Annotated in this window: 20 protein-coding genes; 15 read left to right on the top strand and 5 right to left on the bottom strand. The window is 64.5% G+C overall.

Going from position 1 to position 23,066, the window contains the following annotated elements; genetic code table 11:
* Positions 1-57 precede the first annotated feature (57 nt).
* From carB to ACP26O_RS06475, 3 genes are all read left to right on the top strand, one after another.
* Positions 58-3,312 carry a carbamoyl-phosphate synthase large subunit gene (gene carB, locus ACP26O_RS06465; protein WP_006750300.1) on the top strand — a complete coding sequence of 1,085 codons (3,255 nt, stop codon included), beginning with the start codon at positions 58-60 and terminating at the stop codon, positions 3,310-3,312.
* A 118-nt stretch (positions 3,313-3,430) separates the two neighbouring features.
* Positions 3,431-3,907 (top strand): transcription elongation factor GreA, encoded by a 477-nt coding sequence (gene greA / locus ACP26O_RS06470; protein ID WP_006750301.1) that lies wholly within the window; start codon positions 3,431-3,433, stop codon positions 3,905-3,907.
* A gap of 14 nt (positions 3,908-3,921) precedes the next feature.
* A complete protein-coding gene (locus tag ACP26O_RS06475) occupies positions 3,922-4,380 on the top strand; it encodes a DUF4149 domain-containing protein (protein ID WP_175664186.1) in 459 nt (152 codons plus the stop codon).
* A 64-nt stretch (positions 4,381-4,444) separates the two neighbouring features.
* Here ACP26O_RS06475 and ACP26O_RS06480 read toward each other — a convergent pair whose 3' ends face one another.
* Complete coding sequence (locus ACP26O_RS06480) at positions 4,445-4,972, bottom strand: YhbY family RNA-binding protein (RefSeq protein ID WP_012363551.1); 528 nt, start codon at positions 4,970-4,972, stop codon at positions 4,445-4,447.
* Between the two features lie 193 nt (positions 4,973-5,165).
* On the opposite strand from ACP26O_RS06480, the gene ACP26O_RS06485 reads away from it, so the two are divergent.
* The 11 genes from ACP26O_RS06485 to phoR all read left to right on the top strand — a co-directional run bounded on the left by ACP26O_RS06485 (position 5,166) and on the right by phoR (position 17,410).
* On the top strand, positions 5,166-5,828 hold the full coding sequence (locus ACP26O_RS06485) for an RlmE family RNA methyltransferase (RefSeq protein WP_012363552.1): 663 nt from the start codon (positions 5,166-5,168) through the stop codon (positions 5,826-5,828).
* A 166-nt stretch (positions 5,829-5,994) separates the two neighbouring features.
* Positions 5,995-7,890 (top strand): ATP-dependent zinc metalloprotease FtsH, encoded by a 1,896-nt coding sequence (gene ftsH / locus ACP26O_RS06490; protein WP_011656500.1) that lies wholly within the window; start codon positions 5,995-5,997, stop codon positions 7,888-7,890.
* A 28-nt stretch (positions 7,891-7,918) separates the two neighbouring features.
* A complete protein-coding gene (folP, locus tag ACP26O_RS06495; RefSeq protein WP_175663929.1) occupies positions 7,919-8,860 on the top strand; it encodes a dihydropteroate synthase in 942 nt (313 codons plus the stop codon).
* 36 nt (positions 8,861-8,896) lie between these two features.
* Positions 8,897-10,252: a phosphoglucosamine mutase gene (glmM, locus tag ACP26O_RS06500; RefSeq protein WP_006758676.1), complete on the top strand. Its 1,356-nt coding sequence runs from the start codon at positions 8,897-8,899 to the stop codon at positions 10,250-10,252.
* 457 nt (positions 10,253-10,709) lie between these two features.
* Positions 10,710-11,744 (top strand): phosphate ABC transporter substrate-binding protein PstS, encoded by a 1,035-nt coding sequence (pstS, locus tag ACP26O_RS06505; protein WP_105833742.1) that lies wholly within the window; start codon positions 10,710-10,712, stop codon positions 11,742-11,744.
* 94 nt (positions 11,745-11,838) lie between these two features.
* On the top strand, positions 11,839-12,825 hold the full coding sequence (pstC, locus tag ACP26O_RS06510; protein ID WP_011656504.1) for a phosphate ABC transporter permease PstC: 987 nt from the start codon (positions 11,839-11,841) through the stop codon (positions 12,823-12,825).
* Positions 12,822-13,715 (top strand): phosphate ABC transporter permease PstA, encoded by an 894-nt coding sequence (gene pstA / locus ACP26O_RS06515; RefSeq protein WP_011656505.1) that lies wholly within the window; start codon positions 12,822-12,824, stop codon positions 13,713-13,715. Before pstC ends, pstA begins: the two co-directional genes overlap by 4 nt.
* Before the next feature lie 15 nt (positions 13,716-13,730).
* On the top strand, positions 13,731-14,579 hold the full coding sequence (gene pstB, locus ACP26O_RS06520; protein WP_011656506.1) for a phosphate ABC transporter ATP-binding protein PstB: 849 nt from the start codon (positions 13,731-13,733) through the stop codon (positions 14,577-14,579).
* Positions 14,580-14,597: 18 nt separating this feature from the next.
* Positions 14,598-15,302, top strand: a complete 705-nt coding sequence (gene phoU / locus ACP26O_RS06525; protein ID WP_006750312.1) for a phosphate signaling complex protein PhoU — start codon at positions 14,598-14,600, stop codon at positions 15,300-15,302.
* A 29-nt stretch (positions 15,303-15,331) separates the two neighbouring features.
* On the top strand, positions 15,332-16,033 hold the full coding sequence (phoB, locus tag ACP26O_RS06530) for a phosphate regulon transcriptional regulator PhoB (protein ID WP_006750313.1): 702 nt from the start codon (positions 15,332-15,334) through the stop codon (positions 16,031-16,033).
* Positions 16,034-16,090: 57 nt separating this feature from the next.
* Positions 16,091-17,410 carry a phosphate regulon sensor histidine kinase PhoR gene (phoR, locus tag ACP26O_RS06535; RefSeq protein ID WP_006750314.1) on the top strand — a complete coding sequence of 440 codons (1,320 nt, stop codon included), beginning with the start codon at positions 16,091-16,093 and terminating at the stop codon, positions 17,408-17,410.
* A gap of 109 nt (positions 17,411-17,519) precedes the next feature.
* Here the strand turns inward: phoR and ppk1 are convergent, their stop codons facing one another.
* Positions 17,520-19,583 carry a polyphosphate kinase 1 gene (ppk1, locus tag ACP26O_RS06540; protein WP_105787272.1) on the bottom strand — a complete coding sequence of 688 codons (2,064 nt, stop codon included), beginning with the start codon at positions 19,581-19,583 and terminating at the stop codon, positions 17,520-17,522.
* A 279-nt stretch (positions 19,584-19,862) separates the two neighbouring features.
* Between ppk1 and ppx the strand changes: the two genes are divergently transcribed.
* On the top strand, positions 19,863-21,377 hold the full coding sequence (gene ppx, locus ACP26O_RS06545; protein WP_105833740.1) for an exopolyphosphatase: 1,515 nt from the start codon (positions 19,863-19,865) through the stop codon (positions 21,375-21,377).
* Positions 21,378-21,441: 64 nt separating this feature from the next.
* Here the strand turns inward: ppx and ACP26O_RS06550 are convergent, their stop codons facing one another.
* The 3 genes from ACP26O_RS06550 to ACP26O_RS06560 form a co-directional block, all read right to left on the bottom strand.
* On the bottom strand, positions 21,442-21,873 hold the full coding sequence (locus tag ACP26O_RS06550) for a hypothetical protein (protein ID WP_175663928.1): 432 nt from the start codon (positions 21,871-21,873) through the stop codon (positions 21,442-21,444).
* A gap of 336 nt (positions 21,874-22,209) precedes the next feature.
* Complete coding sequence (locus ACP26O_RS06555; protein ID WP_175663927.1) at positions 22,210-22,461, bottom strand: PAAR domain-containing protein; 252 nt, start codon at positions 22,459-22,461, stop codon at positions 22,210-22,212.
* 195 nt (positions 22,462-22,656) lie between these two features.
* Positions 22,657-23,001 carry a hypothetical protein gene (locus tag ACP26O_RS06560; protein ID WP_175663926.1) on the bottom strand — a complete coding sequence of 115 codons (345 nt, stop codon included), beginning with the start codon at positions 22,999-23,001 and terminating at the stop codon, positions 22,657-22,659.
* Positions 23,002-23,066 lie beyond the last annotated feature (65 nt).

Raw genomic sequence — 23,066 nt, forward strand, 5'->3', positions numbered from 1 at the left:
CAGCCGGCCGACCCGCGACAACGCCACGACCAAGATTACTTACTGAATTCACAAGCCATGCCAAAACGCACAGACATCAAAAGCATCCTCATCATCGGCGCCGGCCCGATCATCATCGGCCAGGCTTGCGAGTTCGACTATTCGGGCGCGCAGGCTTGCAAGGCGCTGCGTGAAGAGGGCTACAAGGTCGTCCTCGTGAACAGCAACCCGGCGACGATCATGACCGACCCGAATACGGCCGACGTCACGTACATCGAGCCGATCACGTGGGAAGTCGTCGCGCGCATCATCGAGAAGGAGCGCCCGGACGCGATCCTGCCGACGATGGGCGGCCAGACCGCGCTGAACTGCGCGCTCGACCTGCATCACCACGGCGTGCTCGAGAAATTCGGCGTCGAGCTGATCGGCGCGTCGCCGGAAGCGATCGACAAGGCGGAAGACCGCCAGAAGTTCAAGGACGCGATGACCAAGATCGGTCTCGGCTCGGCGAAGTCGGGCATCGCGCACTCGATGGAAGAGGCGACCCAGGTGCACGCCGAGATCATGGCGTACACCGGCGGCAGCGGCTATCCGATCGTGATCCGTCCGTCGTTCACGCTCGGCGGCTCGGGCGGCGGCATCGCGTACAACCGCGAAGAGTTCGAAGAGATCTGCAAGCGCGGCCTCGACCTGTCGCCCACCCGCGAACTGCTGATCGAGGAATCGCTGCTCGGCTGGAAGGAATACGAGATGGAAGTCGTGCGCGACCGCGCCGACAACTGCATCATCGTGTGCTCGATCGAAAACCTCGACCCGATGGGCGTGCATACCGGCGACTCGATCACGGTCGCGCCGGCGCAGACGCTCACCGACAAGGAATACCAGATCCTGCGCAACGCATCGCTCGCGGTGCTGCGCGAGATCGGCGTCGACACGGGCGGCTCGAACGTGCAGTTCTCGATCAACCCGAAGGACGGCCGCATGGTCGTCATCGAGATGAACCCGCGCGTGTCGCGTTCGTCGGCGCTCGCGTCGAAGGCGACCGGCTTCCCGATCGCGAAGGTCGCGGCGAAGCTGGCGGTCGGCTACACGCTCGACGAGCTGAAGAACGAAATCACCGGCGGCCAGACGCCGGCGTCGTTCGAGCCGACGATCGACTACGTCGTCACGAAGATTCCGCGTTTCGCGTTCGAGAAGTTCCGTGAAGCCGATTCGCGCCTGACCACGCAGATGAAGTCGGTCGGCGAAGTGATGGCGATCGGCCGCACGTTCCAGGAATCGTTCCAGAAGGCGCTGCGCGGCCTCGAAGTCGGCGTCGACGGTCTCGACGAGAAGTCGACCGACCGCGACGAGATCGCGATCGAAATCCACGAGCCGGGCCCGGATCGCATCTGGTACGTCGGCGATGCATTCCGCATCGGCATGACGGCCGAAGAGATCTTCGCGGAAACCGCGATCGACCCGTGGTTCCTCGCGCAGATCGAGCAGATCATCCTGAAGGAAAAGGCGCTGTCGGGCCGCACGCTCGCATCGCTGACGTTCGACGAGCTGCGCTTCCTGAAGCAGAGCGGCTTCTCCGACCGACGCCTCGCGAAGCTGCTCGGTGCGACGCCGGAAGACGTCCGCAAGCGCCGCGTGGAACTGAACGTGCGCCCGGTCTACAAGCGCGTCGACACCTGCGCGGCCGAGTTCGCGACGAAAACCGCGTACATGTACTCGACCTACGAGGAAGAGTGCGAGGCGCAGCCGACCACCAACAAGAAGATCATGGTGCTGGGCGGCGGCCCGAACCGGATCGGCCAGGGCATCGAGTTCGACTACTGCTGCGTGCACGCGGCCCTCGCGATGCGTGAGGACGGCTACGAAACGATCATGGTCAACTGCAACCCGGAAACGGTGTCGACCGACTATGACACGTCCGACCGCCTGTACTTCGAGCCGCTGACGCTCGAGGACGTGCTGGAAATCGTCGACAAGGAAAAGCCGGTCGGCGTGATCGTCCAGTACGGCGGCCAGACGCCGCTGAAGCTCGCGCTCGACCTCGAGGCGCACGGCGTGCCGATCGTCGGCACGTCGCCGGACATGATCGACGCGGCCGAAGACCGCGAACGCTTCCAGAAGCTGCTGCAGGATCTCGGCCTGCGCCAGCCGCCGAACCGCACCGCGCGCGCCGAAGAAGAAGCGCTCGCGCTGGCGGCCGAAATCGGCTACCCGCTCGTCGTGCGCCCGTCGTACGTGCTGGGCGGCCGCGCGATGGAAATCGTCCACGAGCCGCGCGACCTCGAGCGCTATATGCGCGAGGCCGTGAAGGTGTCGAACGATTCGCCGGTGCTGCTCGACCGCTTCCTGAACGACGCGATCGAATGCGACGTCGACTGCATCTGCGACGGCGAAGCGGTGTTCATCGGCGGCGTGATGGAGCACATCGAGCAGGCAGGCGTCCACTCGGGCGACTCGGCATGCTCGCTGCCGCCGTACTCGCTGTCGAAGGAAACCGTGGCCGAGCTGAAGCGCCAGACGGGCGCGATGGCGAAGGCGCTGAACGTGGTCGGCCTGATGAACGTGCAGTTCGCGATTCAGCAGGTGCCGCAGGCGGACGGCTCGAAGCAGGACATCATCTACGTGCTCGAAGTGAACCCGCGCGCCTCGCGCACGGTGCCGTACGTGTCGAAGGCGACCAGCCTGCCGCTCGCGAAGATCGCGGCGCGCGCGATGGTCGGCCAGAAACTCGCGCAGCAGGGCGTGACGAAGGAAGTCGAGCCGCCGTACTTCAGCGTGAAGGAAGCAGTGTTCCCGTTCGTCAAGTTCCCGACCGTCGATCCGGTCCTCGGGCCTGAAATGCGTTCGACCGGCGAAGTGATGGGTGTCGGCCAGACGTTCGGCGAAGCGCTGTTCAAGTCGCAGCTCGCGGCCGGTTCGCGCCTGCCGGAGTCGGGCACGGTGCTGCTGACCGTGATGGACGCCGACAAGCCGAAGGCCGTCGAAGTCGCGCGCATGCTGCACGACCTCGGCTACCCGATCGTCGCGACCAAGGGCACGGCTGCCGCGATCGAAGCGGCCGGCGTGCCGGTAAAGGTCGTCAACAAGGTGAAGGATGGCCGTCCGCACATCGTCGACATGATCAAGAACGGCGAGATCGCACTCGTGTTCACGACGGTCGACGAGACGCGCCAGGCGATCGCCGATTCGCGTTCGATCCGCATGAGCGCGCAGGCGCACAAGGTCACGTACTACACGACGATGTCGGGCGCGCGCGCGGCCGTCGAAGGCTTGCGCTACCTGAAGGATCTGGAAGTCTATGATTTACAAGGTCTTCACGCTCGCCTAAACTAAGCAGTCAGTTTCCTGTCGAAGCAACACGTGCCGCGGTTAAGCGGTGTTTCCGGTTCACCGGAAATGCGCTTAATCGCGGTGATTTTTTTTATAGCCGTTATTATCGATTGAGCCGTTTATGAGCACCATTCCGTTGACAAAGCGTGGCGCAGAGCAACTGCGCGATGAATTGCAGCGCCTCAAGTCGGTCGAGCGGCCGGCCGTGATCACCGCGATCGCGGAGGCCCGCGCACAGGGTGATCTGTCCGAAAACGCCGAATACGACGCAGCGAAGGAAAAGCAGGGCTTCATCGAGGGCCGTATCGCGGAACTCGAATCGAAGCTGTCCGCCGCGCAGGTCATCGACCCCACCGTGCTCGATGCCGAGGGCCGTGTGGTCTTCGCGTCGACGGTCGAACTCGAGGATCTCGAGTCGGGCGACACCGTCAAGTATCAGATCGTCGGCGACGACGAAGCCGATATCGATCACGGCCTGATCTCGGTCAGCTCGCCGATCGCACGCGCGCTGATCGGCAAGTCCGAAGGCGACGTCGCGGCCGTGCAGGCGCCGAGCGGCGTGCGCGAGTACGAAATCATTTCCGTCAGCTACATCTGAAGCCGGGCGACGTGATGCCGCATCGCGTGTTCCGTCTGCTGTCGGCCGTGTGGGTCGGCAGCCTGCTGACGATCGGGTATGCGGTCGCGCCCGTGCTGTTCAAGACGCTGGAGCGGATGACGGCCGGTACGGTCGCCGCCCAGCTGTTTCGCATCGAGGCGATCCTCGGTGTCGTGTGCGGCGTGCTGCTGCTCGCGCTGTCGAATCAGCAGGTGCGGCGCGGCAGCGGCGATTATCGTCGCGTGCGCTGGATCGTCGCGGCGATGGTCGCGTGCGTGCTGGTCGGGTATTTTGCGCTGCAGCCGTTCATGAACGCGCTGCGCGTGGCCGCGATGGAAGCGGGCACCGATATCGCGAACTCGCCGTATGCGGGCCGCTTCGGGATGCTGCACGGCGTCTCGAGCCTGTTCTATCTCGTCGAGAGCGTGCTGGGGCTGATGCTGATCTGGCGTCTGCCGGCGCGCGACGCCTGAACGGCCTCATTAGCCTGAGCGCCGCACGGGCAGGGCACGGGATGCCCCGTGCCGCCCGGCAGGATTACTTGTCCTGGTGCGGCCGCTTCGTGCTGGCCTGACGCTTTTTCGCGCGCTTCACCGTGCCGCCCGCCGTCACGCGCTCGTTGCCGCGCACGACGACCTTGGTCGGCTTCGGGCGACGCACGGGGCTCGCGTTCGGCGACACCTTGACGACCTTGACGGTGCGCGGTGCGCGGCCTTTCCTGTCGTCGCTGGCTTCGGCCGCGCTCGGCAGCGTGCCGGCACGACGGCCGCGGGCCGGGGTTGCCACGGCGGCCTCGGGCTTCCAGATCACCAGCAGCTTGCCGATGTGCTGGATCGGCGCGGCGCTCAGGCGGTCGCAGATCTCGTCGTAAATGGCGACGCGCTCGTCGCGCTCGTCACCGAACACGCGGATCTTGATCAGCTGGTGCGCGGCGAGGTGCACCTTGATTTCCTTCAGCACTGCGTCGGTGAGCCCTTCGGCGCCGATCAGCACGACGGGCTTGAGCGCATGGGCCTGGGAGCGCAGCGCGGAGCGCTCGGCGGGGGAAAGCGAAAGGGCGGGCATGGAAATGTCGAAATCTAGATAAGGGGCGCTGCGTCAGAAGCGAATCGCGGGAAGTTACCGCATCAGCCGCGCGCCGAAACCACGTAAAATCGCGGCTTGGGCCTCAGAAGGGGCCGCAGCCGCGCGAAGAAGACGCGTATTATCCGCCAAAAGCACGGCTTCACGAAGCAAATAGCAGCAATCTCTCTCTCGAATGGCAAAAAACCGCTTCAACCAGCACTGGCTGCACGACCACATCAACGACCCGTACGTCAAAATGGCGCAGCGGGAGGGCTATCGCGCGCGTGCCGCGTACAAGCTGAAGGAAATCGACGAGCAGGACAAGCTGATCCGTCCGGGCCAGGTGATCGTCGACCTCGGCGCGACGCCGGGCAGCTGGAGCCAGTATGCCCGCAACAAGCTCGCGCAGGGCAAGAAGCGCGACACGCAACGCGAAGGCGGCATCGACGGCACGATCATCGCGCTCGACCTGCTGCCGATGGAGCCGATCGCCGACGTCCACTTCATCCAGGGCGACTTCCGCGAGGACGACGTCCTCCGGCAGCTCGAAGATGTGCTCGAAGGTCGCGCGGTGGACCTTGTTATTTCCGACATGGCCCCCAACCTCTCCGGCGTAGCCTCGGCGGACGCAGCACGCATCGAGCATCTGTGCGATCTGGCGCTTGAATTCGCGCAGAACCATCTGAAGCCGGATGGTGCGCTGCTCGTGAAATGCTTTCACGGCAGCGGCTACAGCCAGATCGTCGAGAAGTTCAAGCAGCAGTTTAAGGTGGTCGCGCCCCGCAAGCCGAAGGCGTCGCGCGACAAATCGTCCGAAACATTCATTTTGGGCCGGCAACTGAAGCAACCGCGGTGACGCGGAGCGCGGTGCCGCAAACGGGCTCCGGCCCTTGCCAGACAAGCGAAGCGCTATCGCGGCGGTTGTCAATGCTTATGGCAGGGGTGGTCGGACTGGATTAGAATGACCGAGGAGCGCCGCAAGGAAAATGTAGGCGCTCGTCTACGAGTGAAGGAGTGGTGCTTTGAACAACAATATGTTTTCGAAGGCAGCAGTGTGGCTGGTGATCGCACTGGTGCTGTTTACGGTGTTCAAGCAGTTCGACAAGCCCCGCGTCCAGGAAGGTGTGTCCTATTCGCAGTTCATGGACGACGCCAAGAACGGCAAGGTCAAGAACGTCATCGTGCAGGGGCGCAACCTCACCGTCACTCCGTCTGATGGCCAGAAATACCAGATCGTGTCGCCCGGCGACATCTGGATGGTCGGTGACCTGATGAAGTACGGCGTGCAGGTCAGCGGCAAGGCGGACGACGAGCCGAACGCGCTGATGTCCGCGCTGTATTACCTCGGGCCGACGATCCTGATCATCGTGTTCTGGTTCTACATGATGAGGCAGATGCAGGGGGGCGGCAAAGGCGGCGCATTCTCGTTCGGGAAATCGCGCGCGCGGCTGATCGACGAGAACAACAACGCGGTCAACTTCTCCGACGTCGCGGGCTGCGACGAAGCGAAGGAAGAAGTGTCCGAGCTCGTCGACTTCCTGCGCGATCCGCAGAAATTCCAGAAGCTGGGTGGGCGCATTCCGCGCGGCGTGCTGCTCGTCGGCCCTCCGGGTACCGGCAAGACGCTGCTCGCCCGCGCGATCGCCGGTGAAGCGAAGGTGCCGTTCTTCAGCATCTCGGGTTCCGACTTCGTCGAAATGTTCGTCGGTGTCGGCGCGGCCCGTGTGCGCGACATGTTCGAGCAGGCGAAGAAGCACGCACCGTGCATCGTGTTCATCGACGAAATCGACGCGGTCGGTCGTCATCGCGGCGCCGGCATGGGCGGCGGCAACGACGAGCGCGAGCAGACGCTGAACCAGATGCTGGTCGAGATGGACGGCTTCGAGGCGAATTCCGGCGTGATCGTGATCGCCGCGACCAACCGTTCCGACGTGCTCGACAAGGCGCTGCTGCGTCCGGGCCGTTTCGACCGCCAGGTCTATGTCGGCCTGCCGGACATCCGCGGCCGCGAGCAGATCATGCGCGTGCACCTGCGCAAGGTGCCGATCGCGAACGACGTCGATGCAGCAGTCATCGCGCGCGGCACGCCGGGTTTCTCGGGTGCCGATCTCGCGAACCTCGTGAACGAAGCGGCGCTGTTCGCCGCCCGTCGCGGCAAGCGCATCGTCGAGATGCAGGATTTCGAGGACGCGAAGGACAAGATCTTCATGGGTCCGGAGCGCAAGTCGGCGGTGATTCGCGAAGAAGCGAAGCGCGCGACGGCTTACCACGAGTCGGGCCACGCGGTGATCGCGAAGCTGCTGCCGAAGGCCGACCCGGTGCACAAGGTCACGATCATCCCGCGCGGTCGCGCGCTGGGCGTCACGTGGCAGCTGCCGGAGCATGACAACGAGACGTACTCGAAGGACTACCTGCTCGATCGCCTGGCGATCCTGTTCGGTGGTCGCGTGGCCGAGGAGCTGTTCCTGAACCTGATCAGCACCGGCGCGTCGGACGACTTCAACAAGGCGACGCAGACGGCACGCGCGATGGTGGCCCGTTTCGGCATGACCGACGCACTCGGACCGATGGTCTACGTCGACGACGAGAGCGACAACGGCCCGTTCGGCCGCGGCTTCACGCGCACGATCTCGGAAGCGACGCAGCAGAAGGTCGACGGCGAAATCCGTCGCGTGCTCGACGAACAGTACAACCTTGCGCGCCGCCTGCTCGAAGAGAACCGCGACAAGGTCGAGGCAATGACGGCCGCGCTGATGGAGTGGGAAACGATCGACGCCGATCAGATCAACGACATCATGGAAGGGCGTCCGCCGCGCTCGCCGAAGAGCTCGCCGGCTGTCGGCGGCGACTCGTCGGGTGGTGGCACGACCGCCGAAGTGAAGCCGGCCAACGCGCCGGCGCCTGCTTCGCCGGCCTGAGCGCCGCTGTAGCACCGTTCACGGGCTGGTGTGGCTTCACACCGGCCCGTTTTGCATTCATCAACGCCTCCCGCCCGTGTCCGATTCCGCTGTTTCCGCGTTCATTCCCGCGCCGCTCCAGTGCGGCCGCTTCTCGCTGACGTTCGAACGCCCGCTCGTGATGGGCATCCTCAACGCAACCCCCGATTCGTTTTCCGACGGCGGCCGCTTCCTCGCGCGCGACGATGCGCTGCGCCAGGCCGAACGGATGATCGCCGAAGGCGTCGACCTGATCGACATCGGCGGTGAGTCGACGCGTCCCGGCGCGCCGCCGGTGCCGCTCGACGAGGAGCTCGCGCGCGTGATCCCGCTCGTCGAGGCGCTGCGGCCGCTGAACGTGCCGCTGTCGATCGACACCTACAAGCCGGCCGTGATGCGCGCGGCCCTCGCGGCCGGCGCCGACCTGATCAACGACATCTGGGGGTTCCGCCAGCCGGGGGCGATCGACGCGGTGCGCGAGGGCAACAGCGGACTGTGCGCGATGCACATGCTCGGCGAGCCGCAGACGATGCAGGTCGGCGAGCCCGACTACGGCGACGTCGTGACCGACGTGCGCGACTTTCTCGCCGCGCGTGCGCAGGCGCTGCGCGACGCGGGCATCGCGCCGGAGCGGATCTGCGTCGATCCGGGCTTCGGGTTCGGCAAGGCGGTGGTCGACGACAACTACGCGCTGCTGGCCGCCTTGGCGGACACGGCGCCCGCGCGGCCCGACGGGCGCGCGTATCCGATTCTCGCGGGCATGTCGCGCAAGTCGATGCTCGGCGCGGTGATCGGCGACAAGCCGCCGATGGAACGCGTCGCGGCAAGCGTGGCGGCCGCGTTGTGCGCAGTCGGGCGCGGCGCCGCGATCGTGCGCGTGCACGACGTCGCGGCGACGGTCGACGCGCTGAAGGTCTGGAATGCCGTGCGCGAAGCCGCGCGGCAACGATAAGTCAGAATTCAGAAAGACGAAGGAGGAAGATTCGCCATGGGACGTCGATATTTCGGCACGGACGGCATTCGCGGCACGGTAGGCGAGGCGCCCATCACGCCTGATTTCGTGTTGCGTCTCGGCTATGCGGCCGGCAAGGTACTGGCCGGCACGGCCGACGTCGCGGCCGGTGCGCGTCCGACGGTGCTGATCGGCAAGGACACGCGCGTGTCGGGCTACATGCTCGAGGCCGCCCTCGAGGCCGGGTTCTCGGCGGCCGGCGTCGACGTGATGCTGGCCGGCCCGATGCCGACGCCGGGCGTCGCCTACCTGACGCGCGCGCTGCGCCTGTCGGCCGGCGTCGTGATCAGCGCATCGCACAACCCGTATCAGGACAACGGCATCAAGTTCTTCTCCGCGGACGGCAACAAGCTGCCCGACGATACCGAAGCCGCGATCGAAGCGTGGCTCGACAAGCCGCTCGAATGCGCATCGTCGGACCGGCTGGGCAAGGCGCGCCGCCTGGAGGACGCCGCCGGCCGCTACATCGAGTTCTGCAAGAGCACGTTCCCGGCCGCATACGATCTGCGCGGACTGAAGCTCGTGATCGATTGCGCGCACGGCGCCGCGTACCAGATCGCGCCGCACGTGTTCCACGAACTCGGCGCGGACGTGATCCCGATCGGCGTCGCGCCGAACGGCTTCAACATCAACGACGGTGTCGGCGCGACGGCGCCCGATGCACTCGTGCGCGCGGTGCGTGCGAACCATGCGGATCTCGGCATCGCGCTCGACGGCGACGCGGACCGCCTGCAGGTCGTCGATTCGACCGGCCGGCTGTACAACGGCGACGAGCTGCTCTACGTGCTCGTGAAGGACCGCATCGCGACGGCCGGCAAGGTCGACGGCGCAGTGGGCACGCTGATGACGAACCTCGCGGTCGAGGTCGCGTTGCAGCGCGAGGGCGTGCCGTTCGTGCGCGCGGCGGTCGGCGACCGCTACGTGCTCGAGCAGTTGCGCGAACGCGGCTGGCAGCTCGGCGCGGAAGGCTCGGGCCACATCCTGTCGCTCGACCGCCATTCGACCGGCGACGGCATCGTGTCGGCGCTGCTCGTGCTCGCCGCGCTCAAGCGCAGCGACCGCACGCTCGCGCAGATGCTGGACGGCGTCACGCTGTTCCCGCAAAAGCTGATCAACGTGCGGATGAAGCCGGGCGCGGACTGGAAGGGCAGCGCATCGATTCGCGCGGCGATCGACGCAGCCGAAGGCGCGCTCGCCGGCAGCGGCCGCGTGCTGATCCGCGCGTCGGGCACCGAGCCCGTGCTGCGCGTGATGGTCGAGGCGCAGCAGGCGGCCGACGCGACCCGCCACGCGGAAGCGATCGCCGACGCGGTGCGGATGGCGACGAGCTGAGCCGAACCGGGGACGGCGCGCGACGCGTCGGCCGAGTGCGCGCTGCCGCAGCAATGAATCGACCTGCGGCGCCTTCGGGCGCCGCAATTCATCAGACGCAAAGGTTTGCGCTATTAAATAGAAGGGGCTTCGGCGCGGATTTCATCTGACAGAAGAAATCATCCGACTCTGACCAGGAGCGGCGTGCAGAGCAGGGCATTGCCCGCCTGTTTTTCACCGCGCCAGGATCGCCCGCGCACCCCCGCGAAAGGGCGCCCATACCGTCCCTCCATGACCGGCAATTCTTGCCACCATCGCCGCCGCGCGTGGCCTCCGCGGCCCATCGCACCACCCCGAATACACCCTTTCAACCAGTCATGTTACTGTCACGCCAGTTTCATCGATTGTCACATTATCGTCATGAGGAGCCCCTAACCTTCGCGGTGCCGTAGTCATCCGCTCACACACTGGAGGTCTCATGAAATTGATGCAAACCGCGATTGCCGGCCTGGCTGGCGCGCTTTTCGCCGTTGCCGCGCACGCTGCCGACATCACGGGCGCAGGTAGCACGTTCGCCATGCCGATCTATACGAAATGGGCTGCCGACTACCAGCAGTCCGGCGGCGCGAAGGTGAACTACCAGGGTATCGGTTCGTCGGGCGGCCTGAAGCAGATCAACGCGAAGACGGTCGATTTTGCCGGTTCGGACGCTCCGCTGAAGGATGAAGAGCTCGCGAAGGAAGGCCTGTTCCAGTTCCCGACGGTGGTCGGCGGCGTGGTGCCGGTCGTCAACGTGCCGGGCGTGAAGGCCGGTGAACTGACGCTGTCGGGCCCGGTGCTCGGCGACATCTACCTCGGCAAGATCAAGAAGTGGAACGATCCGGCGATCGTCGCACTGAACCCGAAGGTCAAGCTGCCGGACACGGACATCGCGGTCGTTCGCCGCGCTGACGGCTCGGGCACGAGCTTCATCTGGACGAACTACCTGTCCAAGGTGAACGACGAGTGGAAGTCGAAGGTCGGCGAAGGCACGACGGTCAACTGGCCGACGGGCACGGGCGGCAAGGGCAACGACGGCGTCGCGGCCTTCGTGCAGCGCCTGCCGGGCGCGGTCGGCTACGTCGAGTGGGCGTACGCGAAGAAGAACAACATGGTCTACACCGCGCTGAAGAATTCGACGGGCACGGTGGTCGAGCCGAAGACGGAAACGTTCAAGGCCGCTGCGGCCGGCGCGAACTGGTCGAAGTCGTTCTACCAGATCCTGACGAACCAGCCGGGCAAGGATGCATGGCCGGTCGTCGGCGCGACGTTCGTGCTGCTGCACGCGAAGCAGGACAAGCCGGAGCAGGGCGCCGAAACGCTGAAGTTCTTCAGCTGGGCGTTCAAGAACGGCGAGAAGGCGGCCGACAGCCTGGACTACATCTCGCTGCCGCCGGCAGTCGAGGCGGAAATCCGCAAGCAGTGGAAGACGAAGGTCACGGACGCATCGGGCAAGCCGGTCGCCGCGGAGTAAGCATTGCAGCGGTTCACTGCCCGGCCGTGCCGGTCGGGCAGTGTGTGCGGTAAGGCCGGGCGTCACGGCGCCCGGCGATCCAGAACAGGCACCCATGTCTGAAATTTCCTACACGTCCTCCCGGTCCCCCGACGCCGCGTCGCAACGCGCGCCGAGCCGCCTCGGCGACGTTCTGTTCGGCGGCCTCGCATGGCTTGCCGCGATCGTGACCCTGCTGCTGCTGGGCGGGATCATCGTTTCCCTGATCATTGCGTCGATGCCGACCATCCAGAAGTTCGGCCTCGGCTTCCTGTTTCAATCCGAGTGGGATCCCAACTCGGATGTCTTCGGCGCGCTCGTGCCGATCTACGGCACGCTCGTGACGTCGATCATCGCGCTCGTGATCGCGGTGCCGGTCAGCTTCGGCATCGCGCTGTTCCTCACCGAGCTGTCGCCCGTGTGGCTGCGCCGCCCGCTCGGCATCGCGATCGAGCTGCTCGCCGCGATTCCGTCGATCGTGTACGGGATGTGGGGCCTGCTCGTGTTCGCGCCGATCTTCGCCGAATACTTCCAGAAGCCAATCGGCCGCATCTTCAAGGACGTGTGGGTGGTCGGTCCGCTGACGTCCGGCGCGCCGATCGGCATCGGCATCCTCGCGGCCGGCGTGATCCTCGCGATCATGATCATCCCGTACATCGCGTCGGTGATGCGCGACGTGTTCGAAGTCACGCCCGTGCTGCTGAAGGAATCGGCGTACGGAATCGGCTGCACGACGTGGGAAGTGATGTGGAAGGTCGTGCTGCCCTATACGAAGACCGGCGTGATCGGCGGCGTGATGCTCGGCCTCGGCCGCGCGCTCGGCGAAACGATGGCCGTGACCTTCGTGATCGGCAACACGAACCTGCTCGACAGCGTGTCGCTGTTCGCGCCCGGCAACAGCATCACGTCGGCGCTCGCGAACGAATTCGCCGAAGCGCAGCCGGGCCTGCATACGTCCGCGCTGATGGAACTGGGCCTGATCCTGTTCGTGATCACGTTCATCGTGCTGTCCGTCTCCAAACTGCTGCTGCTTCGTCTCGAGAAGGGAGAGGGCAAGAAATGAGCGAGCCCATCATGAATTTCCCCGGGCCGAACGGCGCCGCGCTCGACGCGATGCGCAACCGCCTGCAACGCAGGCGCAAGTTCACCAACGCGATCGCGCTCACCGCATCGCTCGGCGCGATGGCATTCGGCCTGCTGTGGCTCGTGTGGATTCTCTACACGACCGTGCACCTCGGCGTCGGCGGCCTGTCGCTGCAGTTGTTCACCGAATCGACGCCGGCACCGAACACGGAAGGCGGCGGTCTGGCGAACGCGATCGTCGGCAGCCTGCTGCTGTGCGGTTTCGGCACGCTGGTCGGCACGCCGATCGGCATCCTCGCGGGCGTCTATCTCGCCGAATACGGCCAGAAGAACCTGCTGGCGAGCACGATCCGCTTCATCAACGACATCCTGCTGTCGGCGCCGTCGATCGTCATCGGCCTGTTCGTGTACGCGATCGTCGTCGCGAAGTCGGGACGCTTCTCGGGCTGGGCCGGCGTGATTGCGCTCGCGCTGCTGCAGATTCCGATCGTGATCCGCACGACCGAGAACATGCTGAAGCTCGTGCCGAACGCACTGCGTGAAGCGGCCGTCGCGCTCGGCACGCCGAAGTGGCGCATGGTGCTGAAGATCACGCTGCGCGCGTCGGTCGGCGGGATCGTGACGGGCGTGCTGCTCGCGATCGCGCGGATCGCCGGCGAAACGGCGCCGCTGCTGTTCACGGCGCTGTCGAACCAGTTCTTCTCGTGGGACATGAGCCAGCCGATGGCGAACCTGCCCGTCACGATCTACAAGTTCGCGATGAGCCCGTTCGCCGAATGGCAGTCGCTCGCATGGGCGGGCGTGTTCCTGATTACGCTCGGGGTGCTCGGACTCAACGTCCTGGCGCGCTCGATCTTCTCGAAAAAGTAACGGCGGAGCGATCCGATGAATATGGCAGAAAGCCACCTGAATTCCGTCGAGCGCACCGCTGCGCCCGCCGGCACGCACGACGCGGTGCATGGCAGCCCGCTGGCGCCGCTGAACGCGAAGATCGAGGTCAACGACCTCAACTTTTTCTACAACAAGTTTCACGCGCTGAAGAACATCAACCTGCGCATTCCCGAAGGGAAGGTGACGGCGTTCATCGGCCCGTCGGGCTGCGGCAAGTCGACGCTCCTGCGCACGTTCAACAAGATGTACGCGCTCTATCCGGAGCAGCGCGCCGAAGGCGAAATCCTGATGGACGGCGAGAACCTGCTGACCACGAAGCGCGACATCTCGCTGCTGCGCGCGCGGATCGGCATGGTGTTCCAGAAGCCGACCCCGTTCCCGATGTCGATCTACGACAACATCGCGTTCGGCGTGAAGATGTTCGAAAAGCTCACGCGCTCGGAGATGGACGACCGCGTCGAGTGGGCGCTGTCGAAGGCCGCGCTGTGGAACGAAGTGAAGGACAAGCTGAACCAGAGCGGTTACGGGTTGTCGGGCGGCCAGCAGCAGCGTCTGTGCATCGCGCGCGGCATCGCGATCCGTCCGGAAGTGCTGCTGCTCGACGAGCCGTGCTCGGCGCTCGACCCGATCTCGACGGGCCGCATCGAGGAGCTGATCGCGGAGCTGAAGAGCGACTACACGGTCGTGATCGTCACGCACAACATGCAGCAGGCCGCGCGCTGCTCGGACTTCACGGCCTACATGTACCTGGGCGAGCTGATCGAATTCGGCGAAACCGAAAAGATCTTCATCAAGCCGGTGCGCAAGGAAACGGAAGACTACATCACCGGCCGTTTCGGCTGATGACGGAGAACAACAACCATGTCGGATAAACATCTGTCGAGCCAGTTCGACGCGGACCTGAATGCCGTGTCGTCGAAGGTGCTGGAAATGGGCGGACTCGTCGAGTCGCAGATCGTCGGCGCGATGCATGCGCTGAACGAATTCGACCGCGATGCGGCCGAGAAGGTGATCACGGCCGAGGAAACGCTGAACGCGATGGAAGTCGACATCGACCAGGAGTGCGGCAACATCATCGCGCGGAGACAACCCGCCGCGCGCGACCTGCGCCTTCTGATGTCGATTTCGAAAACGATTACGAACCTCGAGCGCGCCGGCGACGAGGCCGAGAAGATCGCGAAGCGCGTGCGCCGCCTGGTCGACGAACCGGCCGCGCGCACGGTGAACATCGCCGAGATCAAGGTGTCGGGCGAGATGGCCGTGACGATCCTGCGCCGCGCGCTCGACGCGTTCGCGCGCCTCGATACGGTGGCCGCCGCGCAGATCGTCAAGGACGACAAGGAAATCGACCTCGAATTCCGCGCGTTCGTGCGCAAGCTCGTGTCGTACATGCAGGAAGATCCGCGCACGATCTCGGTCGGCCTCGAATACCTGTTCATCGCGAAGGCGATCGAGCGGATCGGCGACCACGCGAAGAACATCGCGGAGTTCATCATCTACATCGTGAAGGGCACGGACGTGCGGCATCAGCCGCGCGACACGCTCGAGCGCGAAGCCAACAGTTAACACCACGCACAGGAAGAACAGAGGTGCCGATGCCCAGCAACATTCTCGTCGTTGAAGATGAGCCCGCGATTTCCGAACTGATCTCGGTGAATCTCCAGCATGCCGGTCACTGCCCGATCCGCGCGTACAACGCGGAGCAGGCGCAGAACCTGATCAGCGATGTGCTGCCCGATCTCGTGCTGCTCGACTGGATGCTGCCGGGCAAGTCCGGCATCGCGTTCGCGCGCGACCTGCGCAACAACGAACGGACCAAGCACATCCCGATCATCATGCTGACCGCGCGTGGCGACGAGCAGGACAAGGTGCTCGGCCTCGAAATCGGTGCGGACGATTACGTGACCAAGCCGTTCTCGCCGAAGGAACTGATGGCGCGCATCAAGGCCGTGCTGCGCCGCCGTGCGCCGCAGCTGACCGAGGACGTCGTGTCGATCAACGGGCTGCGCCTCGATCCGGCCACGCATCGGGTCGCCGCGCACGGCGACGGCAGCGAGATCAAGCTCGATCTCGGCCCGACCGAATTCCGCCTGCTGCATTTCTTCATGACGCATCCGGAGCGCGTGCACAGCCGCACGCAACTGCTCGACCAGGTGTGGGGCGATCACGTGTTCGTCGAGGAGCGTACCGTCGACGTGCACATCAAACGATTGCGCGCGGCCTTGAAACCGGCCGGCTGCGATGCGATGATCGAGACCGTGCGCGGCAGCGGCTACCGGCTCGCCAAGCACGCGTAACGTATTCGCGCATGCCGTGTGACACGGCATGCCGTTCATTCTTTCGGGCGCTGAATCATGAACATCATCTGGGCGCGCTTTCTCGTGTCGCTCGTGCTGCTCGTGCTGATCAGCGTATTGGTCGGCGTGTTCGCCGGCCCGACCGCGGCCTGCGCGTTTGCGGCCGTGATGCTGGTCGCGCAGGGCTTCTTCAGTACCTTCCATACGCAACGCCTGTGGCGTCTGCTCGATGCGCCCGTCTACGGCGAGGTGCCGAGCGCACCGGGCATCTGGGGTGAAATCTATTACCGGCTGCACAAGCTCGCGAAGCAGTGGCATGCGCAGGTGCGGCAGGTCGAGCAGCAGCATTCGCGCTTCATCCAGGCGATCCAGGCGTCGCCGAACGGCGTCGCGATGCTCGACGACCACGACCAGATCGAGTGGTGCAACGCGATCGCCGAGGTGCATTTCGGCCTCGATGCGAAACGCGACCTGCGCCAGCACATCACGAACCTCGTGCGTCATCCGGAATTCGTCCGCTACCTGAACGCGCAGCACTACGACGAAACGCTCGTGATGCGCGGGATGGGCGACTCGCGGCAGAACGTGCTGGAGGTGCAGGTGTTTCCGTACGGCGAGAACCGCAAGCTGCTGCTCACGCAGGACATCACCGAGCTCGAGCGGACCGACGCGATGCGCCGCGACTTCGTCGCGAACGTGTCGCACGAACTGAAGACGCCGCTCACCGTGCTGTCGGGTTTTCTCGAGACGATGCGCGAGCTGCCGCTGAACGAGGAAGATCGCGCGCGCTATCTCGAGATGATGGAGCAGCAGGCGTCGCGGATGCGGCACATCGTCACCGACCTGCTGGTGCTCGCGAAGCTCGAGGGCGAAAGCCGGCCGCCGGTCGATCACGCGATCGACATGCGCGCCGTGTTCGACCATCTGAAGGAGGATGCGCAGACGCTGTCGAACGGGCATCACGAGATCGCGTTCGCGATCGACGAGACGCTCGGCGTCACGGGCGCGCAGACCGAAGTGTTCAGCGCGTTCGCGAATCTCGTCACCAACGCGATCCGCTATACGCCGGACGGCGGCAAGATATTCGTGTCGTGGCGGCGCGAGGGCGCGCAGGGCGTGTTCTCCGTCACCGACAGTGGCTTCGGCATTCCGGCCGCCGACCTGCCGCGGCTGACCGAGCGCTTCTATCGCGTCGACCGCAGCCGCTCGCGCGATACGGGCGGCACGGGGCTCGGCCTCGCGATCGTCAAGCACGTGCTGCAGCGGCACGACTCGCACCTGTATGTGCAGAGCGAGGAAGGGCGCGGCAGCACGTTCACCGCGCGCTTCCCGGCGTCGCGGATCATCGCGATCCGGCCGGCAGCGTTCGAAGCTTGAGCGCGTGATCGTCTGATACGGTTCGTGCGCATCGATCCGCGCACGACTGAAACAAAAAAGGCACAGCCCGCATGAGCTGTGCCTTTTTCGTTTGATGCGCGGCGCCTGCCTACGAACAGAACTTCGCGAGCAGACCGAGTTGCGCGTTGCGCAGCGTCTTGCCCGCGCGGCGGCGCCGATAGTGGCCGTCGCTTTGCATCAGCCATGCCGACTGGTTGTCGCCGAGACAGACCGACAATCCCTCGGCGATCACGCGGCGCTTGAGCTTGCGCTCGCGGATCGGGAACGCGACTTCGACGCGGCGGAACAGGTTGCGGTCCATCCAGTCCGCGCTCGACAGATAGACTTCCTCGGCGCCGTCCGCGTGGAAATAGTAGATGCGGTGGTGTTCGAGGAAGCGCCCGACGATCGAGCGCACCGTGATGTTTTCCGACAGCCCCGGCACGCCCGGCTTCAGCGCGCACACGCCGCGCACGATCAGGTCGACCTTGACGCCGGCCTGCGACGCTTCGTACAGCGCGGCGATCACCGTCGGCTCCAGCAGCGCGTTCATCTTCGCGACCACGCGCGCGCGCTTGCCGGCGCGCGCATTGTCGATCTCCGCGCGGATCGATTCGATGATGCGCGGATGCAGCGTGAACGGCGACTGCCACAGCTCGTGCAGCGTCAGCTCGCCGCCGATTCCGGTCAGTTGCTGGAACACGTGGTGGACGTCCTCGCAGATCTTCTGGTCGGCCGTCATCAGCCCGAAGTCGGTGTAGAGGCGCGCGGTGCGCGGGTGATAGTTGCCGGTGCCGAGGTGCACGTAGCGGCGCAGCGTCGCCTTGCCGCCCTCCACGACGCGGCGCACGATCAGCATCATCTTCGCGTGGCACTTGTGACCGACCACGCCATACACCACGTGCGCGCCGACGGCTTCGAGCTGCGACGCCCAATTGATGTTGGTTTCCTCGTCGAAGCGCGCGAGCAGCTCGACGACGACGGTCACTTCCTTGCCGTTGCGCGCGGCGGCCATCAGCGCGTCCATCAGCGGCGAATCGGTGCCGGTGCGGTAGATCGTCTGCTTGATCGCGACGACGCTCGGGTCCTTCGCGGCTTGCTGCAGCAGTTCGAGCACCGGCTGGAAACTTTCGTACGGGTGGTGCAGCAGGATGTCGCCGTCGTCGATCGCGTCGAACATCGCCGGTGCATTGGCGATCACGGGCGGGATCGATGCGGTGAACGGCGCGAACTTCAGGTCGGGGCGATCGACGAGATCGGGAATCTGCATCAGCCGCACGAGGTTCACGGAGCCCGCCACGCGATAGCAGTCCTTCTCGTCGAGCAGGCTTTCCTCGAGCAGGCGGCGCACGATATGCGCCGGCGTGTCGGCCGACACCTCGAGCCGCACCGCGTTGCCGAGGTGGCGCGCGGGCAGTTCGCCCTGCAGCGCGACGCGCAGGTTGGTGATTTCGTCTTCGTCGACGAACAGCTCGCTGTTGCGCGTGATGCGGAACTGGTTGCAGCTCTTCACGACGAGTTGCGGGAACAGTTCGCCCACGAAGCGCTGCATGAACGTGCTGAGCAGCACGAAGCCATGCTCGAAGCCCGACAGTGCCTGCGGCATACGCACCACGCGCGGCAGCGCGCGCGGCGCCTGCACGATGCCCATCACCGCCTGACGGCCGAACGCGTCGCGGCCTTCGAGCTCGACGACGAAGTTCAGGCTCTTGTTCAGCACGCGCGGGAACGGGTGGGCCGGATCGAGGCCGATCGGCGTCAGCACCGGCAGCAGTTCGTCGAGGAAGTAGCGGCGCGCCCATTCGAGCTGCTCGTCGTTCCACGTGTCGCTCGCGTGGAAGTAGATGCCTTCCTGTTCGAGCGCCGGCAGCACGGTTTCGTGCAGCATCGTGTACTGGCGGTGCACGAGCCGCTGCGCGCGCTCGACGACGAGGTCGTAAGCATGCTGTAACGACATGCCGTCGGGCGTCAGGGCGCCGGGGTTGTCGCGGATCTGTTCCTGAAGGCCGGCCATCCGGACTTCGAAGAATTCATCGAGGTTGCTGCTGGTGATGCAGATGAAGCGCAGGCGTTCGAGCAACGGGACTTGCGGGTCGGCAGCCTGGGCCAGCACGCGCTCGTTGAACCCGAGGATGCCGAGTTCACGATTGAGAAGCGGATAACGGACGGACATCGGCAGAGTAGGGGATGATTCGGGCGATGATTCGAAAGGACGCTCGGAAACTCTCACGGTACGATGACGTGCTGATGACGATTATGTATTTATATCGGGAAATTCTACGCCGCAACCGTTTCATCTCATAAATGTTTCGGCCATATACAATCTACCCGGGTACATGCCCGTGAAGCGTGGCTACGGCAAGCGTTCCACGCTTAAAATATCGCCTTTGATTGATCGTCCAGCGTGGCCGCAGCGGCTGGCGCGGGCGAACGCGCACGGAGCCCCCTTCTGATGGTTACATCCCCCCACTTGCTGGCTGCCGTCGATCTCGGCTCGAACAGCTTCCGGCTGATCGTCGGGCGCGTCGAGGAAACCCCGGCGGGCAGCCAGATCTATCCCGTCGATGCGCTGCGCGAGCCCGTTCGACTGGCCGCGGGCCTGTCGAGCGACAAGATGCTCGATCGCGCGTCGCAGGAGCGTGGCTGGGAGGCGCTCAAGCGGTTCGGCGAGCGCCTGCGCGATTTCCACCCGGATCATGTGCGGGCGGTGGCGACCAACACGCTGCGGGTCGCGAAGAACGCGGCCGAATTCCTCGGCGAGGCCGAGGCGGCGCTCGGTTTTCCGATCGAAGTGATCGCGGGCCGCGAAGAGGCGCGCCTGATCTATGCGGGTGCCGCGCATTCGGTGCCGGCGAGCGCCGGCAAGCGGCTCGTCGTCGACATCGGCGGCGGCTCGACCGAATTCATCATCGGCTCGCACTACACGCCGATCGTGATGGAGAGCCTCTACATCGGCTGCGTGAGCCACAGCCGTGCGTTCTTTCCGGCCGGCAACGTCGACGAATACACGATGCGGCAGGCCGAACTCGCGGCCAAGCGCGAGATCCAGATCATTTCCAGCGAGTACAAGAAGGCCGGGTGGGACCAGGCGATCGGTTCATCCGGCACCGCGCGTGCGCTCGCGGAACTCGTCGAGGCGAACGGCTTCAACGACGCGGGCATCACGCACGGCATTTCGCGCGGCGGGCTCGAACGCCTGAAGCGTGCGCTGATCAAGTCCGAGAACGTGAACCGGCTGAAGCTGATCGCGCTGAAGCCCGATCGCGTGCCGGTGCTCGCCGGCGGCCTCGCGATCATGCTCGCGGTATTCGAGGAGCTGGGTGTCGACTATGTCGATACCACCGATGGTGCGCTGCGTCTGGGCGTGCTGTACGACCTGCTCGGCCGGACCCAGCACGAGGACATGCGCGCGGTGACCGTCGAGGGTTTCACGCGCCGCTACGGCGTCGATCGCGCGCAGGCCGAACGCATTGGTGCGCTGGCGGTGCGGTTCTACGACGAGCTCGATGAAGCCGACGACGAAGCGCGCGAGGAAGCCCGGATGTTCCTCGGCTGGGCCGCCGCGTTGCATGAGATCGGGCTGTCGATCTCACACAGTTCGTATCACAAGCATTCGGCCTATATCGCGAGCAACGCCGACATGCCGGGTTTCTCGCGCACCGACCAGGCGCGGCTTGCCGCGCTCGTGCTCGGACACGCGGGCAAGCTCGGCAAGCTGTCGCAGGCGCGCGACGTCGAATGGCCGCTGCTGTTCTGCCTGCGGCTCGCGGCGCTGCTGTGCCGGCGCCGGACCGATGCCGGGCTGCCGGACATTTCCGTGTCGCAGATGAAGAAGGGCGGGTATGAAGTGCGCCTACCGAGCGCGTGGGTCGAGCAGAACCCGCTGACCGACTACAGCCTCAGCCAGGAAGCGGCCGAGTGGGAGAAGGTCGGCATTCCGTATCGCGTGGTTTATACGGGCGCGTAACGAGGCGCGCTTCGGGCGAGCGACACCGGCGCGGCGAGTTTGCGCCGCTTTCCTTGTGACGCGCTCAGTCCGAGCACACGATCGCGGTCAGGAACGGGAACGCCTGCTTGACGGTCGCGTCGCTGCCCGCCTTGCGCACGGCCTGTTCGACCGCACTCTTCGTGCCGCGTACCACGACGCCATACGCCCAGTTGCCGATCGGCGTGCCGTCGCCCGGCTGGAAGATCGGGTCGTTCGCCTGGTAGCCAAGCACGACGTAGACGCCGAAGCCGTAGGCGGTCAGCGGATGGTTCGTGCGGAATGCGTTCACCGAATTCGCTTCGACGTGCATCGGCTCCGACTGGATGTCGCCGGCCGCGAGCAGCGGCGCGACGAACTTGTGGCCGTTCGAATGGCAGTCGAGCGCGTCGTCGAGCGACTTGGCCGACGCGGCGCCGGACGCGCCGAATGCGAGCAGCGTGCCGAACAGGGCAGTCTTGAGGACGTTGTTTTTCATGCTCGGTTGCGGGTTGGTCACGGATATTATCGCGTGTTCTCGCAAGATTCGTGCGCGGGGTGGGGATGGCGCGGTGGACGAAGTGAAAGCGTGGGGGCACACTGAAAAAGCTCTGCAAAGAGCGGTCGATTGGAGCGCTTTGGGCGTATCGTCGCCGGAACGATGTGACCGGTTGCCATAAAGACTGCACTCGGTGCCAATAACAAGCCATGTTCCACCCAACAATGCTGCCCGACACTGGTGCCCGGGCACGACGTATTACACATCTGCGAATCCTGATTTCGATCCCCAATTGAAGATAGTTGTCGACACCGTGCCGCCTGTTCGAACTGAAGATCAAACGAGACTTGAGATCAGGTGACAGCCGCACGTGGCGCGATGGCCGTGCCGTGCGATCGGGATGCCGTCATCCGTCATCGACGGATCGCCTTCCTCGATGATGTTGGGCGACACACCAGGATGCTGCGGGCACGACACGCGATCGCCCTTGCGGGCGACATAGCGGCCGCCGAAGCGCATTGTGGACGACGCCGTAATGACCTTACCACCATGGTCGGTGTCATCGTTGAGGCGGACTAAATTCATCACGAGTGGGACTCCATTTTCAGTTTGGCTTTCAGGTACGACCGTTGGGCTTCCGTCAATGGAATATAGGGTTCATCGTAGGTAGGCGAAATCTTGCCCATGTGGAGCATAAGACTCCGGAAAACCCTAGTCTTGACGTGAAAAAATTTCTCGACTATAGGGACCATGTCTGGAGTAAACGCATCATCCACGGATATCTTATTTCTTGTTGGTGCGAATCTTGCAGTGAGAGTCGGTTATTCCATCCGGTTCATCCTCGCTTAAATACGTCCAAGCGGTCATTTTGGGGTTGAATGCAATTGCAAACTTTCCGTCATCGGTCTGATAGAAATAACTGCCGTCTTTTGCGGGGTGGCGAATGCCTTCAATGGTAATTGAAGCTCCCGGGTCTCGAGTGTCGATCGTGACCATCCCGTATTTTCCAAAATGACATATATAAGAGCGACCTAATATTGCTTTCTTTTCATGGATGGTTTCGGCTGACGCCGGGAGCGTCGAAGAGAAAAGCAATAGAGGAAGAATTGCTGTTAATATTTTTTTCATTTTTCAATATCAATATTTTCAAGGTCGCGCGAATTTTGGTCTTGATTGCATGATTGATTATTATT

The organism is Burkholderia sp. R-40 (assembly GCF_049942845.1).
GTDB lineage: Bacteria > Pseudomonadota > Gammaproteobacteria > Burkholderiales > Burkholderiaceae > Burkholderia > Burkholderia ambifaria.

What these genes read in the sequence shown, in the direction of transcription:
- carB (WP_006750300.1), top strand. Translation starts at nt 58, where the DNA reads ATGCCAAAACGCACAGACATCAAAAGCATCCTCATCATCGGCGCCGGC.
- greA (WP_006750301.1), top strand. Translation starts at nt 3,431, where the DNA reads ATGAGCACCATTCCGTTGACAAAGCGTGGCGCAGAGCAACTGCGCGAT.
- ACP26O_RS06475 (WP_175664186.1), top strand. Translation starts at nt 3,922, where the DNA reads ATGCCGCATCGCGTGTTCCGTCTGCTGTCGGCCGTGTGGGTCGGCAGC.
- ACP26O_RS06480 (WP_012363551.1), bottom strand. Translation starts at nt 4,972, where the DNA reads ATGCCCGCCCTTTCGCTTTCCCCCGCCGAGCGCTCCGCGCTGCGCTCC.
- ACP26O_RS06485 (WP_012363552.1), top strand. Translation starts at nt 5,166, where the DNA reads ATGGCAAAAAACCGCTTCAACCAGCACTGGCTGCACGACCACATCAAC.
- glmM (WP_006758676.1), top strand. Translation starts at nt 8,897, where the DNA reads ATGGGACGTCGATATTTCGGCACGGACGGCATTCGCGGCACGGTAGGC.
- pstS (WP_105833742.1), top strand. Translation starts at nt 10,710, where the DNA reads ATGAAATTGATGCAAACCGCGATTGCCGGCCTGGCTGGCGCGCTTTTC.
- pstC (WP_011656504.1), top strand. Translation starts at nt 11,839, where the DNA reads ATGTCTGAAATTTCCTACACGTCCTCCCGGTCCCCCGACGCCGCGTCG.
- pstA (WP_011656505.1), top strand. Translation starts at nt 12,822, where the DNA reads ATGAGCGAGCCCATCATGAATTTCCCCGGGCCGAACGGCGCCGCGCTC.
- pstB (WP_011656506.1), top strand. Translation starts at nt 13,731, where the DNA reads ATGAATATGGCAGAAAGCCACCTGAATTCCGTCGAGCGCACCGCTGCG.
- phoU (WP_006750312.1), top strand. Translation starts at nt 14,598, where the DNA reads ATGTCGGATAAACATCTGTCGAGCCAGTTCGACGCGGACCTGAATGCC.
- phoB (WP_006750313.1), top strand. Translation starts at nt 15,332, where the DNA reads ATGCCCAGCAACATTCTCGTCGTTGAAGATGAGCCCGCGATTTCCGAA.
- phoR (WP_006750314.1), top strand. Translation starts at nt 16,091, where the DNA reads ATGAACATCATCTGGGCGCGCTTTCTCGTGTCGCTCGTGCTGCTCGTG.
- ppk1 (WP_105787272.1), bottom strand. Translation starts at nt 19,583, where the DNA reads ATGTCCGTCCGTTATCCGCTTCTCAATCGTGAACTCGGCATCCTCGGG.
- ppx (WP_105833740.1), top strand. Translation starts at nt 19,863, where the DNA reads ATGGTTACATCCCCCCACTTGCTGGCTGCCGTCGATCTCGGCTCGAAC.
- ACP26O_RS06550 (WP_175663928.1), bottom strand. Translation starts at nt 21,873, where the DNA reads ATGAAAAACAACGTCCTCAAGACTGCCCTGTTCGGCACGCTGCTCGCA.
- ACP26O_RS06560 (WP_175663926.1), bottom strand. Translation starts at nt 23,001, where the DNA reads ATGAAAAAAATATTAACAGCAATTCTTCCTCTATTGCTTTTCTCTTCG.